The organism is Microcoleus sp. AR_TQ3_B6 (assembly GCF_036702785.1).
Lineage (GTDB): Bacteria > Cyanobacteriota > Cyanobacteriia > Cyanobacteriales > Microcoleaceae > Microcoleus.
This window is the reverse complement of the sequence record NZ_JAUBVJ010000012.1, coordinates 49,505-64,580: the sequence shown is the minus strand read 5'-3', so window position 1 is coordinate 64,580 and position 15,076 is coordinate 49,505. Positions and strand designations below refer to the sequence as shown.

Below are 15,076 nucleotides of genomic sequence, written 5' to 3'. Positions count from 1 at the left end.
TAGAGTTGAACAAAGCTTTATTAGTTCTCAGGCATTTGCTCAACTTGATGCTATAAATAAAATACAGGAGGTGATATAAAAATGCTTTTAAGTTACCCGTACAAATTCAGACACTGCAATCAACAATTTGAGAAAATATCGGGCTGGTTAGATAGGCTTAGGGCTACCTATAATTGGTGTTTGCGTGATAGAATCGAAGGTGGGCATCAGGAGTTTATTCAGGTACATTGTTGTGACTTAAAAACACGGGTGGAAATTACGCGGTTAACTGGCAGCTTAGTCCGAGGTAATCGACTCTACAACCCCTGGAGAATAGGGGAAGGCACAGCTAAAAAAGAAGGTGAAAAAGACCAATCACCCCAACGGTCTGCGTCATTAATGCCAGATGCAAACTTAATAAATTTAAAAGCTAGTCGCCCTTGGGATCGAAATATTGATGCTGCTGTTTGGCAGTCAACACCAGCCAGGGTTAACGAGTCATTTAATAAGTTCTTTAACGCGGGATTCCCTAAATTCAAGGGTCGCCAGGATTTCAAATCATTTAGCTACAAGCCGGGTTATGTTAAAATTAAGGGTAGCAAAATCTACCTACCTAAAATTTGGTGGATGCGTTTCTCTAACTCGCCTTCTATCCCAGATGGGTTTGATATTAGGATGGTGACAGTTAAGCAGAAAGCCGATGGTTGGTACGTTTCTGTAAGAATTGAAAACAAAACAGTGCCAGATTTTCCCATAATTCCAGACAGTGAGTTCAAAACTATCACTGGATGTGACATGGGGTTGACTAAACGGGTGTACCTATCTGATGGTAGTGCGATCGATCGCCCGGGATTTGCTACTAACAAAAAGACTAAATGTTTAATGCGAGTTAGGCAACAAAAAGTTAGCTGCCAACAAAAAGAAAGTAAAAACGGCAGTAAAGCTCAACTAAAAGTAACGGCTTTGCACAATAAAATTCAACAAAAACGCGAGGCTTACCAGTGGTGGGTTGCCAATAAGCTCATTAAAAAGTATGATGCTGTCGCAGCCGAAGACTTGCCGATCGAGAATATGATGAAACGGTGCCAGCCTATTAAATCGAATACTGGTAGGTTTTTGCCAAATAAGCAATCAGCTAAAAGCGGGTTGAACCGTTCTCTCTCAGACGCTAGTTGGTATGATTTAACCAAAAAACTTGAGTATCTGGCGGCAAAGTCAGGAAAAAGACTTGATAAAGTTAATCCACAATATACCAGCCAAACTTGTAGCAAATGCAGTCACGTCGATCGATATAGCCACAATGGGAAAAAGTTTATTTGTACTAATTGCGGACACATTGATGATGCAAATCGGCAAGCTGCAAGAAACGTGGAAACTAAAGCAAGAGAGGCTTACGGGCTAACTATTGTCAAGGAAATTAGATCGAAAATGGTACGGGTGGACTGCTCGAAACCAGTACAATTCAATCTTTTTGAGATTGAGTTGTGCGAAGGCTTGCCAGATAATACGCTGCCTGAAAAAGGGTCTCGTGGCGTGTGGGCGGGAACCCAGAGGGCATTCAATTGTCTCTCTGGGATGTTGAGAAAGTAATTTCTTAAGAATCTCAGCGTCTTGAGCTCTGAGAGTTTCAAAAATTAGGTTTTCTGTACAATACCGGCAAGAAATTTAGCATGAATCTCGATTCACCTGTTCTCTCGGACAAACAGCCTTCGGGGCTGCGGATGGTAAGACCGATCGGAGTCTTGACACTGCACGGCATTGCTTTTTTAGGAAATAAGTTGTTCGCTGTCGATCGCGCCGAAGGGCTGCTATTGGAGATCGATCCAGAAACTGACAACACTACTGTTTTGAATCCTTATCAAACGGCTAAGTTTGCGGGCGCAACTGGGCTGGCTATTTCGGAAGATACTGTCTGGTTTGCGCGGGATGAGGATATTTGTTGCTGTCGGGGCGCAATTCGGGACGGGGCGATAACTGAACTCAAGCCGGAACATTTTGTTTCACTTTCTTATCCTGCTGACGGGATTGCTGTGTGGAAATCTACGCTTTATGTGACTTGCCAGAGATTAGCCGCGATTCTGGTTTTTGACATGAAAAATGGTCGGGAAATTACTCGGTTTTACGCTCCCGGTATTGGGGTAGAAAATATTACTGTCCGGGATGAGGAACTTTGGGTTTGCGACAAGACTGAGCAAACTGTTTACTGTTTGGAACGGGCAACTGGGGAGATTAAATTTAGCGTGTTGACTCCCTTTGAGTCGCCTTCGGGTTTGGCTTTTCACAAGGATTCCGAAACGGGGGAGGAGATTCTGTACGTGGCTTATGCCGGGGATGAACTTTACATCCGGGATGACCCGAATTCGGAAGATCCTTTTCAGTTGACGAAGCGCGATCGCACTTTTATTCACCCTTTGTATTTTCACTACAATGAAGCCGAGCGCTACGCTCTGTCAAACGGTTTTTTGATGGAAATGTCTTATGTGGAGGAACTGTCTCCTCTCGATGAGGTAGAAATCGAAAATTTGGAGTGGCGGATTGCTTTGCCTTCGGAAACTCACCGGCAAAAGGTCAGGAAAATTACGCCCATCGGAATGCCTTTTACTGAGGAAATTCAGGAAGGGGAACGGGTGGCGGTGTTTAAGTTCGATCGGCTGCACCCCGGGGAACGCCGAATTTTTGGCTGGAAGGCTTTGTTAGAAGTTCGATCGATTAAGTATCAGTTGTCGCCTCGGGATGTCGAAAAGATTCCGAAGCTGTCGCCGGAGTTTGCAGCTAAGTATTTGGTGGATAATGACAATTTGGCGATGGATACGGAGATTGTGCGATCGGCTGCTGTGGCTGCCATTGGCTCGGAAACTAATATTCTGAGGCAGTTACTGAGCATTCGCAATTTTGTTTACGACCAACTTTCTTACGGGATTAGGCCTCACATTGACACTCCCGATATTGTGCTGCGCCGCGGCATCGGTTCTTGCGGCGAGTACGTGGGGTTGTTGTTGGCTTTGGCTAGGTTGAACGGGATTGCTTGCCGCACGATCGGCCGCTACAAGTGCCCGGCTTTTGCTGACAGAAAAGGTGTGGCGCTGGAACCGGATTTCAATCACGTTTGGCTGGAATTTTACATTCCGGGTTTTGGCTGGGTGCCGATGGAATCTAATCCTGATGATATTCAAGACAGAGGCCCTTATCCTTTGCGATTTTTTATGGGTTTGGCTTGGTATCACGTAGAAATTGGCAAGGGAATTCGGTTTCAAAGTCTCAGCAGCGGGGGTCTTCCTTTAAATAAGGAGGATGTTTCCGTGGGGAGTCTGGCAATTAATCATGTGAGGTTTACAATTTTGGAAGAGTTGCCAGCAGTTTGAATCGAGTGTTAACAATTAACCGTTGACGGTCAACACTCAACTGTTAATTGTTAACATTTTTCATCTAAAATCGAAAGTAGAAAATGTAAAATCAGAGGAAGAGGGGTTGTGGAATTTGCGATTGCTAATGTTCTGGTTTTAGTGGCCTTTGTACTGCTGCTGACGGTGACTGGCGGGGTAGCTTATTTGACTTCGGTTGAGTGGCGCGATCGCAGGCGGTTAGATAAGGCTAAACGGAAAAAAAAGTAGCTCTTTGCTGTTGACAAAGTGCATATTTTATGATAATCAACAAGGCAACCAAACCAGGTCGCCTTGTTTTTTGATTTGAAGTATAGCAGAAGTCCGATGTCCGTCGGAAGAAGCCCGATGAAATGTGCAACAATCGCAATGGTTTCAGCAATTTAAAATGTCCTAACCGGCTTGGCGGTTGCTATATTTTCACCGCAGATAAAAGCAAGTTCGGCAACATAAACGTTGTAGGTTTGTAGTGAGGACTTGAGTCCTAGTAGTTTTATGAGGACTTTAGTCCTCACTACATAACACTTTGATTGCAGTCGTTCGATCGCACATAAGATGATTCACGGGCTGGAGACCCGCGCCACAACAAACACACCACAATAAACACAGAGGAAAAAGGGGATTTTGGATTGGGGAGTTTAAGTCCACTGTCTGAAAAATGTATTTTCTTGCCAAGCGGTGGCGGTGCGTTTTTCAAGTGCTGCCATTTCTGTTTGGTTCAGGGGTTGGAATGCTTGGGCGACTTGGAAGTTTTCTTGTAATTGCTTTACGGAGTTCGCGGCGATGACGCAGCAGTGCACGCCGGGAAGTGAAAGCGTATAGCCCATTGCTTGGTGCATTCCATCTAAAACACCGTTCTGAAATAATTGGCCGTAAGCTGGTACTTTCATGGCTATGACGCCGATGTTTTTGGCTTTGGCAACTGGTAAAGCGGTGGTAACAAAGGAGCGCGGATGGTGTTTTTCGGCGGCGTTGAGGCAGATTAATGTTGTGTCAAAAGGATAGCGCTCCAAGCCCGCGACAATGATGGCTGGTTCGTGGTGTCCGGTGATGCCGGCCAAACGAATTATTTTTTGCTCTTTGGCTTCTTCGATCGCCTTTATTGCTCCTTTGTCACTGAAAATTTGGTCTAATTCTGGTTGCAATGAGACGTGGTGCAGTTGCCACAAGTCGAGCCGATCGGTTTTCAATCTTTTGAGCGATTGCTCTAAGTCTCTCCACGCGCCGTCTCTGTCTCTGGCGGAGGTTTTTGTGGCTAGGAATAGGCGATCTCGATATGGTGGCAAAACTTTGCCTAAGTTTTCTTCGCTGGGCCCGTACTCGGCGGCCGTGTCAAAATAGCTAATGCCTAGTTCGATCGCGCGTTCAATTTGCACCGCAGCTTCTGCTTCTCTTCCCGGCTGCGACAGAGGTGTTTGTCCGCCCCCCCCCAAACCGAAAATCGGCACTTTCACGCCGGTGTTGCCTAACAGTCGTTCTGGCATTATTACTGTGGTCGCTGCCTTGTTATTGGGTGCGGCTGCGACTTCCCCTTCCTGCTGTTCGATCGCCTTAGCGCCTGCAAGGCCGCTGGCAACAGCTATACTGCTCAATATAAAATTGCGGCGAGTCTTTTTGCTGGTCATGGTTTCGGTATCCTCAGAATATGTGAGTATAAATTAACCGCCTTTATGTTCGCACGATACATAGACTTTTACCCCTAATCGGATAATTTTCCCCCTATCCGAGGGAGGAGAGGGCTGGGGGAAAATTATCTATGTGCCGATCGACTATTGGTCAATTATCCATGCGCGAATCAGTTCGTTTACCTGTTCTGGTACTTCGTCGTGAGGACAGTGACCAGCTTTGATAAAGTGTTCTGTCAACCCAGGATAGTGTTTGCGAAATTTGGCGCTTCTTTCTGTGGAATTCATCCACGGATCGCCTTCTCCCCACAGCATTAGCAACCGGCATTTTAATTGACTCAGCAATACGTCGATTTTTTCGCCTTGGGGTGTTCGGAATACGGAGGCGAATACTTTGGGGGCACCGGGATCGCAGGAGGGAAGGTAAATTTCTTCTACTAATTGGTCTGTGACGGCGCTTTGGTCGAGATAAACTTTTTCTAGGGTTTTCCGAATTGTCGATCGCTGGCGCACGTACTGGAACAGCAGAAAACTTGCCCAATCTTGCTGAAATAAGGTTTTAGCTACTGCAGATATGGCTTTTTGCAAAGGCGGGGCTTCGGGTGCCGGCTGCGGTTCGCTGAAGGGGCCGGCGCTGTTGATTAATATCAGTCCGGCTGCTGATTCGGGGCGCTGGGCTGCTACACACAAGGCGGCGTAGCCTCCGAGGGAGTTGCCGGCCAGTACGGCGGGCCGGCCGATGATGTTGGTGATAAAGTCGTGGAGTTGGTCGCGCCAGAGCTCGCCGCTGTACTGCAATTCTGGTTTTGCCGATCGCCCAAATCCGATCAGGTCGATCGCCCACACTTCAAAGTCTTTGCTCAGCCCGCTGATATTTTTGCGCCAGTGGTCTGTCGAGGCTCCAAAACCGTGAATTAACAGTAGGGGAGGGCGTTCTGGATGCCGATCGCTGGATCGAACGTAGTACACTGAATGCCCCCGCCACTGCCAGTAAGTGCCGGCTATGGGGGCGGAGGTCATGGCTGGGGTTGCTTGCATAATGTAAAGAAATAATTATTTACTTTAACTATTGTATCGCGACGCTCAGATTTCTAAAATTTGGCAAACGCCCCGGGGCTTGGGCGAGCAAAGGATCAGTCTAGTTGGGCGAGTTGGGTTCTGGCGATCGCCCGCACTCAGAATAAATAAGTTTTGTAACGAATATTGATTTTGTGGAACTCGCAGCAATCCGAGATATTTTGCCCGATCGCATTTTGGAAAATTATCGGGCTTTGGCTACAACACACCTAGGTATGATGATTTTTCTGTGTAGCGGCATGAGCAAGTTGTGGGCAAGGGTCGATCGCCCAGCGGCTGGGAGGGCCGAACCTGATGGGTGAGGGTGAAGGGATCGACTTTTTTATAGTTATTTGCGACCTTTTCAATATGGGGATCGTTTGTGAGGGAGTTGTTGACGGCTTGGGGGAGGCAGCGGATCTCAGCGTTGCGAGGAAAGCAAAAGCCGAAATCAAAAATCTGGCTGCTGGTAGAAGTTATAAGTAAAATTACTGAGGGTTCAGGGCAGAAGTTTCTCAGAATCCCTGAATATTTTGTGACGTTGTTTGCTGTTCTTAATTGCTTCGATACTCTAAGATATAAGTAGAGCTGCGCCGCTCAATTAATTAGCATTTTGAATACTAGGGAGCCAACTATGCAGGGTGTGAACTTTATCCACCTGAAAGTTAGGGAGTTTTCTGAGTGATTGCTATTTCAGCCCGTCCCGCCGGACGCAATTGGATTACGATTAGCTTCGCTTCTACTCTATACCTTTGTCCTATTTTGGATCTGCTCCTAGCAGAGGTGCCAGATTACTGGCAAGCGGAATTGCGGTTGGGGCTTCAAGAAGCTTTGGTAAATGCTGCTAAACATGGAAACAAATTAGACCCCGGTAAAAATGTTGGAGTCCGTTTTTCGATCGTCCAAAACCAATATTGGTGGGTGATATCGGATGAAGGTTCTGGCTTTAATGCTCCTTGCGGTTGCAACCTTTATACCGAGCATTGCGACAGCCTCCTAGCAGAGGATGTTGCAGATAACTCTGTACTACCCCATGTGGAACAGGAATGTGGTAGAGGGTTGTTTATTCTTTACCAAATATTCGATCGGGTAGAGTGGAATTCTCAAGGTACAGAGTTACGGCTGTGCAAAGAACTTCCCAGTGGCTACCTGCACCCTCACTTGCGCTAGAACCGCTATGAAAGCAGCAGTTTTAACCTCAGCTGCGATCGACCTGGAAATTTTTTCGTTTCCGAGCTGAACCTCGAAGTGAGAATTTGGACGATGTGGCTATTGATAGCCGATCGTAATCCAAAATGTGAGTTTTGAGTTAAAAAAGTGTAAATCTTTTGAACTCACAATCGCGCTGCTCGCTCTAGCGGCGCGATTGTGGCGCGTTTCGAGCGACTAATCAAGTCAAAACTCAAAACTCAAAACTCAAAATTATTTGCCGTGGGTGGGACAGGGAGGAGCAGATATAGATCCATCCAGCCATCCTGCTGCTTGTTTTAAGCGGGGGAGAGCTTCTGCGGGCTGTTTTTTGAGCAAAAAGACCAGAGCGGCCGCTGCTTGCTCTCCGGCCCGCGCGGAACGGTTGGCTTTGAGGCGGTGCCAATCTTTTTCGGGGATGGCGAGGCGCGCGGCGAGAGCTTGGGCTAGTTCTACCGTGCTCAGCTCGTTGAGGTTGACAGTTTGGGTTGTTTGTGTAGTTTCAAGCATAAGTTTCAAGCATAGGTGGCAATTATAGCGATTTGGCTGCCGTTTCTAAATTTAACAAATAATATACTTGACATAATAACAACTAAATAGGGAATCGGTTTTTTTTAATTATTGTCGCGTTTGCAGATCGAAATGCCTAAACAGCCGTCAGATTTAAATCGAGAGCCACCGGGAGATGATGAAAGTGAGTTTGTTGAAGCGCTCGGAGCAGTGGAGCGATCGCTCGCGGCAGTCAAAGAACGGTACACTCAAATTCAGGTCGATCGACAGCGCCAAGTCGAACTCGGGCACCGGCGCGAAGAAATCCGCCACTCCAGGCGCCAAAATCCATTGCCGCAACTCAAACAAGAATTGCGGGAAATTGAGAAAGAATTGGAAACTATCGAGTTGAATTTAGAAAGCAGGCTGTTTTCTTGGAGAAGCATAATAGAACCTTTTTGGCAAGCAGTTCGCTTTGGGGGGCTCGGCATTTTGATCGGTTGGATTTTGAAATCCTATGCAGGTTGAAGGATGTTCGGATTTTTGATTTTTTTATTTACCGCAGAGGGCGCAGAGGGCGCTGAGGAAGAGAAAAGAGAGAAATATGGTGCAAAATATTAAATAAATAGGAGTGGATATTATGACAAATCAACGAATTGCAGCAATACTGCGCGCCGGTGAACCCGACGAAACTGTAACTGTTCAAGGCTGGGTTCGCACTAAGCGCGAATTGAAAGAATTTGCCTTTGTGGAAGTTAACGATGGTTCGGCGATGGCTAACTTGCAAGTAGTCATAAATTCCGATTTGCCAGATTTTGAAAATGTACTGAAACAACTGAATACAGGTGCATCTCTAGAAGTGTCGGGTGTGCTGGTAGCGTCTCCGGCAAAAGGACAGCGAATTGAGTTGAAAGCTTCACAAGTACAAGTTTACGGCGATGCAGACCCCCAAACTTATCCGCTGCAAAAAAAGCGCCATTCCTTTGAATTTTTGCGGACAATCGCGCATTTGCGGCCGCGCACAAACACCCACGGTGCTGTTTTTCGAGTCCGCAATGCTTGTTCGGCGGCGGTACACCAATTTTTTCAAGAACGCGGTTTTTTGTGGGTTCATACTCCGATTATTGCTGCTAGCGACTGCGAAGGCGCGGGGGAAATGTTCGCCGTTACCAATTTTGATTTAAAGAATGTGCCGCGCACTGATTCGCAAGAAGTTGATTATGCTAAAGATTTTTTTGGAAAGCGCGCTTATTTAACAGTTAGCGGCCAGTTGGAAGCGGAAGTTATGGCGATGGCTTTCGGAAATGTTTACACTTTTGGCCCGACTTTCCGAGCGGAAAATTCTAATACTTCGCGACATTTGGCTGAGTTTTGGATGATTGAACCGGAGATGGCTTTCTGCGATCTGCAGGGAGATATGGATTTGGCAGAGGCGTTTTTAAAGTACATTTTTAAATACGTTTTGGAGCATTGCCCGGAAGATATGGAGTTTTTCAACGAGCGCATTGACAAAACGGTTTTGGCTACTGCTCAAAATATCATTAATAATCAGTTCGAGCGGATTACTTATACCGAGGCGATCGCACTTTTGGAAAAAGCCGACAAAAAATTTGATTTCCCGGTAAGCTGGGGCTTGGATTTGCAGTCGGAACACGAGCGCTATTTGGCTGAGGATTTGTTTAAAAAGCCGACAATTGTCAGCGATTATCCCGTCGGGATTAAAGCATTTTATATGCGTTTAAATGATGACGAAAAAACCGTGCGAGCAATGGATGTTTTGGCTCCTAATATTGGGGAAATTATCGGCGGTTCGCAGCGGGAAGAAAGGCTAGATGTGTTGGAGCGGCGCATGGAAGCCCAGGGTATGAATAAGGAGGAATTGTGGTGGTATTTGGATTTGCGCCGCTACGGTACTGTGCCTCACGCTGGCTTTGGTTTGGGGTTTGAACGGTTGGTGCAGTTTATGACTGGAATGGGGAATATTCGGGATGTGATTCCGTTTCCGAGAGCGCCTTTGAGTATTGATTTTTAGCGGTAAACTGTAGGGAAACGGCATTGCCGTGTCCTTTCCGGAGGATACGGCAATGCCGTTTTCCTACCCGCATCTGCGAGTTAACTGGTTCCAAGGCTCCAGCCTGGGAAACTATATCCAGAGGCTCTGCCTCGCTTGGTAAAATGGAGGCAGAGCCTCCCGATCGGCTTTACCAGGCTCCAGCCTGGTAACGAGTAATTTAAAATATAAAATCTCAAATGGTATGAGCTAATGGTACTTCAAATCCCATCGAGTTCCAAAGCACCAACTGTCACCTGGGAAGCCTTACCAGCCGACTTTGTTTTACCGGACGATCCTGTGGAAAATATTCAACAACCGCCCCTTGCGGCCGCCCTCACCGATGCTCTGGGAGCCGCTGGACGCATTCAACCGATCGCCCTAATCGGTTCCAATTTTGGACTGGTAGCGACTGTAAACAAGCAGACTGTAGTCAAAGCACCGGATTGGTTTTACGTGCCGCAAGTGTATGGAGTCGCAGAGGGCACGATTCGCCGCAGTTACACGCCGAATCTGGAGGGTGCGCCGGTATCGGTGGTAATGGAGTTTTTGTCTAACGAAGATTACGCAGAATTGTCGGCGCGATCGACTCCTCCCTACGGCAAGCTCTACTTCTACGAACAGATTCTGCAAGTGCCCACCTACGTTACCTACGACCCCTACGAGCCCAAGCTGGAAGTGCGGTATCTGCAAAATGGAGCCTATCAAACGCAGGCTGCTGATGCTGAGGGACGGGTGCGGATTCCAGAGTTAGATTTGTGGCTGGGGATTTGGCCCGGGGAACGGCTGGGCCAAACTATGAATTGGCTGCGCTGGTGGGATTCGCAGGGAAATTTGCTGCTGTGGAGCTCGGAACAGGCCCAACAGGAACGGCTGCGGGCAGAACAGGAACGTCAGCGGGCGGATTTATTGGCGGCAAAGTTGCGGGAGTTGGGTGTCGATCCCGATCGGCTGACGTGAAAGGGCGGGATGTTCGTTAGTCGAGTTTTTCCAAGGGGATTGCTAAATTCAGTTCAAAAGAAAGTTATGGTTATACCAACCGTTTCGTCAGGAGAAAGCGATTATTACCTTGATAGCCAACTCTCCGATAAAGGCGCTGTGCATTGCCATTATCAAAATCAACTTCCAGATGAAGTGCTTGGACTCCCAGAGCCCGGCAAGAATCCTCTGCAAATGCTAATGTCTTCGTTCCAATGCCTTGTTGGCGATACTTGGCTCGGAGATAAAATTCATCAATAAACGCATTTCGTCCCCGGTATTCAATGCTATAACCCAGGGTCAAAATAATATAACCAATTACCTCATTTTCTTGCTGAATTAGCCACACTTTTCCGAGAGATTCATCAGTCAAAAAATCCGCTAGCACACTATGCTCGGTTTGTTCATCGAATGCTAAATGTTCGTTTTCATGAAACTCCTTAACAAGCTCTAGCAAGATAGTGAGATCGGTGGTGGCTGCAACTCGGTAGTTAATAGTCATCATACATCCTGTACGCGCGACAAACATTGCCAATGTGCTAAATGTTTTATCTATTAGAGCACATTTTTAGTAGCTGTAGGGTGCGTCGCCATCGAAGATTTACAAATTAAAGCAACAATTTTACAGATCCGCACCACAGAATAATTAGGTGCGCCGCCATCAAGAATCCCCAAAGAAAGAGCGATTTTTTGGCAGCGGCGCACCCTACAAAATACTTCCAAAAATGGAGGCAGAGCCTCCGGATATGCGTTACCAGGCAGATCCTGGTAACGAGTAAACGAGTAAGTAAATTAAGTCGCCGAGGGAATTGTGATATCAATAGATTGCACTTTGACCGACGTTCCCAAACTCGATAACGGCGGTTGAATTGCCTCTGTATTTCCCACTACTAATGTTACCAAATTCTCCGGTTTCAAGTAAGTCTTGGCTACGCGCTGCACGTCGGCAATTGTTGCTGCTTCGATGCTGCGGCGGTAGCGAAAAATGAAATCTTCGGGATAACCGTAGTATTCGTACCGCATTAATCGCGACAAAGTTTGACTGGGATTTTCAAATTTGAAGATGAAAGAATTTAGGGTGGAATCTTTAGCAAAAGCTAATTCTGCCGGGGTAATTGGTTCGGTGCGGATACGATCGATCTCAGCGCGAATTGCCTGGATAAACGGTACTGTCGCATCGGACCGCGTTTGGCCTCCAGCGACAAACATCCCCGGATAGTCAAATCTCGGACTCCAAGCCGCGTATACTGTGTAGGCTAAACCTTGGCGCGATCGCACGTTATTGAACAAACGCCCGCCGAAACCGTTCAAAACCCCGTTCATTACGTCCAAAGCACCGTAATCTGGACTGCTGAGCATTCCGCCCAAATGTCCCATTTGCACGTAACTTTGACTTAATTGCGGCTGATTTACCAAAAATACGCCGCCGCCCTTGACTGGGGATACCGCTGGTAACGGCGGCACTTCTGCACTTTGACTCGGTTCCCAGTTGCCGAATTTTTGCTCGACGAGCGATCGCATTTTAGCTGTATCAAAGTCGCCAGCAATACCCAAAATCATATTCTTGGGGTGGAAATATTTCTGGTAGAAACTCACCACATCGTCCCGGGAAATATTCGCGAGAGTTTTGTATTCTACCGTGCGCGCGTAAGGACTGCGATCGCCATAAATTAACTTTTGAAACTCGCGGGCCGTAATATCGTTAGGATCGTCATTGCGGCGGGCGATCGCACCTTGAGTTTGGTTCTTCGCTAAATCCAACTTTTCCTTAGCAAATATTGGCTCCCGAATCACTTCCGCAAATAAGTCAAATACGGGTTCCACATCTTCAGCTAAAGCACTAAAATTAGCGCTGCCAGAACTAACATCAACCCCCGTTTCTACCGAAGCAGCTCGCTGTTCGAGCAACTGATTTAGTTCATCAGCCGTATGCCGGCTCGTGCCGCCACTTCGCATCACTTCTCCCGTCAAACCTCCCAGTCCGATTTTATCTGCAGGTTCAAAGCGCTCCCCCGTGCGAAATAGCGCCGTTCCCCCGACTAACGGGAGTTCCCGGTCTTCCATAAGATACACCCGGATGCCATTTTTCAGCTCGAAGCGAGTGTATTTAGGCAGTTTAATTTCTGGCACCGCCGGGAATGTTAATTCGTCGTAGTGTTTGGGTGCAGCCGCTAAGGAAGGTAACAAATTAAACGTGCCAAGTGAAACAGTAAAAAAGCAAAGCGACAGCAGAAATAACTTTACTTTTTTCAGTCTCCATTTAGTCCTTTTCATTCTTTCTCCAATGTTTCATAAGTTGACAATTCGAGGCAGAGCCTCGCCTATATGCGTTCCCAGGCAGAGCCGGGAAACGAGTGTTTCTTGCCTCTTTCTTCTTCCCTCTTTTTACCCTGATCGAATCAGCAGGGCCTTCTTCCTTTTTCCTTCTTCCTTTATTTCATAAGTTGACAATTCGAGGCAGAGCCTCGCCTATATGCGTTCCCAGGCAGAGCCGGGAAACGAGTGTTCCTTCTTCCTTCTTCCTTCTTCCTTCTTCCTTCTTATTACAGTGGCAAAAGCTTACCAATCGTGCGATTTTCCGGGCGGAAAGTTGCCTGAGCGACACGCTGAATGTCAGCGGGAGTAACAGCCGCGATCGCATCCAATTCCTTGAACAAATTTCGCCACGAACCTGTTTTCACTTGATAGTCCAGCAGCGAAAATGCCATGCCCATATTAGAATTGAGCGATCGCAACAAATCGGCTCTCGCCTGAGTTTTCACCCGCTCCAATTCCAAAGCAGAAACCGGCTCATTTTTCAGGAGATCGATTTCCTTGTTCAAAGCTGCCGCCACCTCATCAACCGTGCGGCCCGGAGCAGTTTGAGCGTAAAATAACATCAAATTCGGATACTTATCCCCCGGATAACCGCTGAAACCTTGAGCAGCCAGCGCCAATTGCTGTTCTTCTACCAAAGATTTGTAAAGCCGAGAAGTGCGGCCATCGCTGAGCAAAGAACCCATCATTTCATAAATCGCATTGTCGGGATGATTCATCGCCGGCCGGTGGTATCCTTCCAAATACCAAGGTTGAGTTTTTAATTGCAGCGTGACTTCCTTAGTTTGCGTTTGAGGAGGTTCGACAACCTGCAATTCAGCAGGCGCTGGTGAAGCCTTGTAACGGCCGAAATAAATTTGAGCGAGTCGCTTCACCTCCGAAGCTTTCACGTCTCCTACCACCGCAACAGTCAGCTTGCTGGGGATGTAGTGAGTCTCGAAAAACTTCTGCACGTCGCTGCGGGTGAGGTTTTTAATGTCTTCAGTGTAGCCAATTACAGGGCGGCGGTAGGGATGAACAGAGAAAGCTTTGTCGGCAAAAACTTCAACCATTTGTCCGATCGGAGAATTCTCGGTTCGCAGCCTGCGCTCTTCTAAAATTACCTGTTTTTCTTTGTAAAATTCCCGAAATACTGGTTCTAGAAATCGCTCGGATTCCAGCGACATCCACAGTTCTAACTTGTTAGCTGGCAGGCTGTAAAAATACATTGTGGCGTCGGTGGAAGTGGCGGCATTTAGTCCGACTCCGCCGGCTTGTTCGACTATTTTGCCGAGTTCGTTGCGCTTGACAAATTGCGAAGCTTCGGCTTCAACTTTGTCAAATTCTGCTTTTAATTTGGCGGCTTCTTCAGTTTTGCCGCTGGCCTTCGCTGCTTGCATTTGCTCGAAGAGTTGGTCTTGTTTTTCTAGCAGCGGCTTTTCGGCTTGGTAGTCGGTAGTGCCGATTTTTGGCGTGCCTTTGAAGGCTAAATGTTCGAGATAGTGAGCCACTCCGGTTTTGCCGTCGGGTTCGTTGGCGCCGCCGACATCGGCGTGAATCAGAAACGATGCGACGGGCGCTCTGGGCCTTTCGAGCACGATGAATGTCATGCCGTTGTCGAGCTTAAATTCGGTGACTTGGCTGATTACTCGATCGAGCGACGGTTGAACAGAGACTGCTTGGGAGCCACTAGCGGGGTTGGAGCGGGCGAGGGCGATTTCGGGGGAAATTCCCCACCACAGCAGTACAGCGGCCAGCAGGGAGGCGATGAATCGAGTTTTGCTCACGGGCGATTCCCTAGGGGATAGCTTCGCCGCGCGTGGTTTTTGGAACTGCGGGATCATTCGATTTTAGATTTTAGATTTTAGATTTTAGATTTTGGGTGGTCAAACAAAAAAATGTTTGTGCTCGGTGGCCAGGGATTCTTTTCTCAGGATAAAGATTTTTGGAGGCATAAGCGATCTGTTGCGCCGCAGATGTTAGGCTGATACAGCAAATCTCAAAAAGGGTCTGGGGTCCGGCGAGGAGTTTTAAGT

The 15,076-nt window shown here is 47.4% G+C and carries 14 protein-coding genes; 8 read left to right on the top strand and 6 right to left on the bottom strand.

The annotated features are described in order from the left end of the window. The first annotated feature begins 81 nt into the window (after window positions 1-81). The 3 genes from QUB56_RS08675 to QUB56_RS08665 all read left to right on the top strand — a co-directional run bounded on the left by QUB56_RS08675 (window position 82) and on the right by QUB56_RS08665 (window position 3,590). Window positions 82-1,569, top strand: coding sequence for a transposase (locus QUB56_RS08675; protein ID WP_332954747.1), 1,488 nt, complete (start codon window positions 82-84; stop codon window positions 1,567-1,569). A gap of 80 nt (window positions 1,570-1,649) precedes the next feature. Continuing rightward, window positions 1,650-3,341, top strand: a complete 1,692-nt coding sequence (locus tag QUB56_RS08670; protein ID WP_332954746.1) for a transglutaminase domain-containing protein — start codon at window positions 1,650-1,652, stop codon at window positions 3,339-3,341. Between the two features lie 108 nt (window positions 3,342-3,449). Next, a complete protein-coding gene (locus tag QUB56_RS08665) occupies window positions 3,450-3,590 on the top strand; it encodes a hypothetical protein (protein WP_332954745.1) in 141 nt (46 codons plus the stop codon). A gap of 407 nt (window positions 3,591-3,997) precedes the next feature. Here the strand turns inward: QUB56_RS08665 and QUB56_RS08660 are convergent, their stop codons facing one another. Continuing rightward, the gene (locus QUB56_RS08660) at window positions 3,998-4,984 is read right to left on the bottom strand and encodes an aldo/keto reductase (protein WP_332954744.1); all 987 of its coding nucleotides are present in this window, start codon (window positions 4,982-4,984) and stop codon (window positions 3,998-4,000) included. A 144-nt stretch (window positions 4,985-5,128) separates the two neighbouring features. After that, window positions 5,129-6,022, bottom strand: coding sequence for an alpha/beta fold hydrolase (locus QUB56_RS08655; RefSeq protein ID WP_332954743.1), 894 nt, complete (start codon window positions 6,020-6,022; stop codon window positions 5,129-5,131). A gap of 173 nt (window positions 6,023-6,195) precedes the next feature. Between QUB56_RS08655 and QUB56_RS08650 the strand changes: the two genes are divergently transcribed. Together QUB56_RS08650 and QUB56_RS08645 are read left to right on the top strand one after the other, a co-directional pair. Next, window positions 6,196-6,363 carry a hypothetical protein gene (locus QUB56_RS08650; RefSeq protein WP_332954742.1) on the top strand — a complete coding sequence of 56 codons (168 nt, stop codon included), beginning with the start codon at window positions 6,196-6,198 and terminating at the stop codon, window positions 6,361-6,363. Between the two features lie 358 nt (window positions 6,364-6,721). Further along, entirely contained in the window at window positions 6,722-7,210 is a 489-nt protein-coding gene (locus QUB56_RS08645; RefSeq protein WP_332954741.1) for an anti-sigma regulatory factor, read from the top strand. Window positions 7,211-7,462: 252 nt separating this feature from the next. Here QUB56_RS08645 and QUB56_RS08640 read toward each other — a convergent pair whose 3' ends face one another. Continuing rightward, complete coding sequence (locus QUB56_RS08640; RefSeq protein WP_190740207.1) at window positions 7,463-7,738, bottom strand: DUF6439 family protein; 276 nt, start codon at window positions 7,736-7,738, stop codon at window positions 7,463-7,465. A gap of 132 nt (window positions 7,739-7,870) precedes the next feature. Between QUB56_RS08640 and QUB56_RS08635 the strand changes: the two genes are divergently transcribed. From QUB56_RS08635 to QUB56_RS08625, 3 genes are all read left to right on the top strand, one after another. Then, window positions 7,871-8,245, top strand: a complete 375-nt coding sequence (locus QUB56_RS08635; RefSeq protein ID WP_332954740.1) for a DUF2203 domain-containing protein — start codon at window positions 7,871-7,873, stop codon at window positions 8,243-8,245. 112 nt (window positions 8,246-8,357) lie between these two features. Continuing rightward, window positions 8,358-9,749: an asparagine--tRNA ligase gene (gene asnS / locus QUB56_RS08630; RefSeq protein ID WP_332954739.1), complete on the top strand. Its 1,392-nt coding sequence runs from the start codon at window positions 8,358-8,360 to the stop codon at window positions 9,747-9,749. 231 nt (window positions 9,750-9,980) lie between these two features. Beyond that, window positions 9,981-10,727, top strand: coding sequence for a Uma2 family endonuclease (locus QUB56_RS08625; protein WP_332954738.1), 747 nt, complete (start codon window positions 9,981-9,983; stop codon window positions 10,725-10,727). Between the two features lie 70 nt (window positions 10,728-10,797). Here the strand turns inward: QUB56_RS08625 and QUB56_RS08620 are convergent, their stop codons facing one another. From QUB56_RS08620 to QUB56_RS08610, 3 genes are all read right to left on the bottom strand, one after another. Next, window positions 10,798-11,250 carry a GNAT family N-acetyltransferase gene (locus QUB56_RS08620; RefSeq protein ID WP_332954737.1) on the bottom strand — a complete coding sequence of 151 codons (453 nt, stop codon included), beginning with the start codon at window positions 11,248-11,250 and terminating at the stop codon, window positions 10,798-10,800. A gap of 287 nt (window positions 11,251-11,537) precedes the next feature. Then, window positions 11,538-13,019, bottom strand: a complete 1,482-nt coding sequence (locus tag QUB56_RS08615; RefSeq protein ID WP_332954736.1) for a pitrilysin family protein — start codon at window positions 13,017-13,019, stop codon at window positions 11,538-11,540. Between the two features lie 269 nt (window positions 13,020-13,288). Next, the gene (locus QUB56_RS08610) at window positions 13,289-14,884 is read right to left on the bottom strand and encodes a pitrilysin family protein (RefSeq protein ID WP_332954735.1); all 1,596 of its coding nucleotides are present in this window, start codon (window positions 14,882-14,884) and stop codon (window positions 13,289-13,291) included. Between the last annotated feature and the right edge of the window lie 192 nt (window positions 14,885-15,076).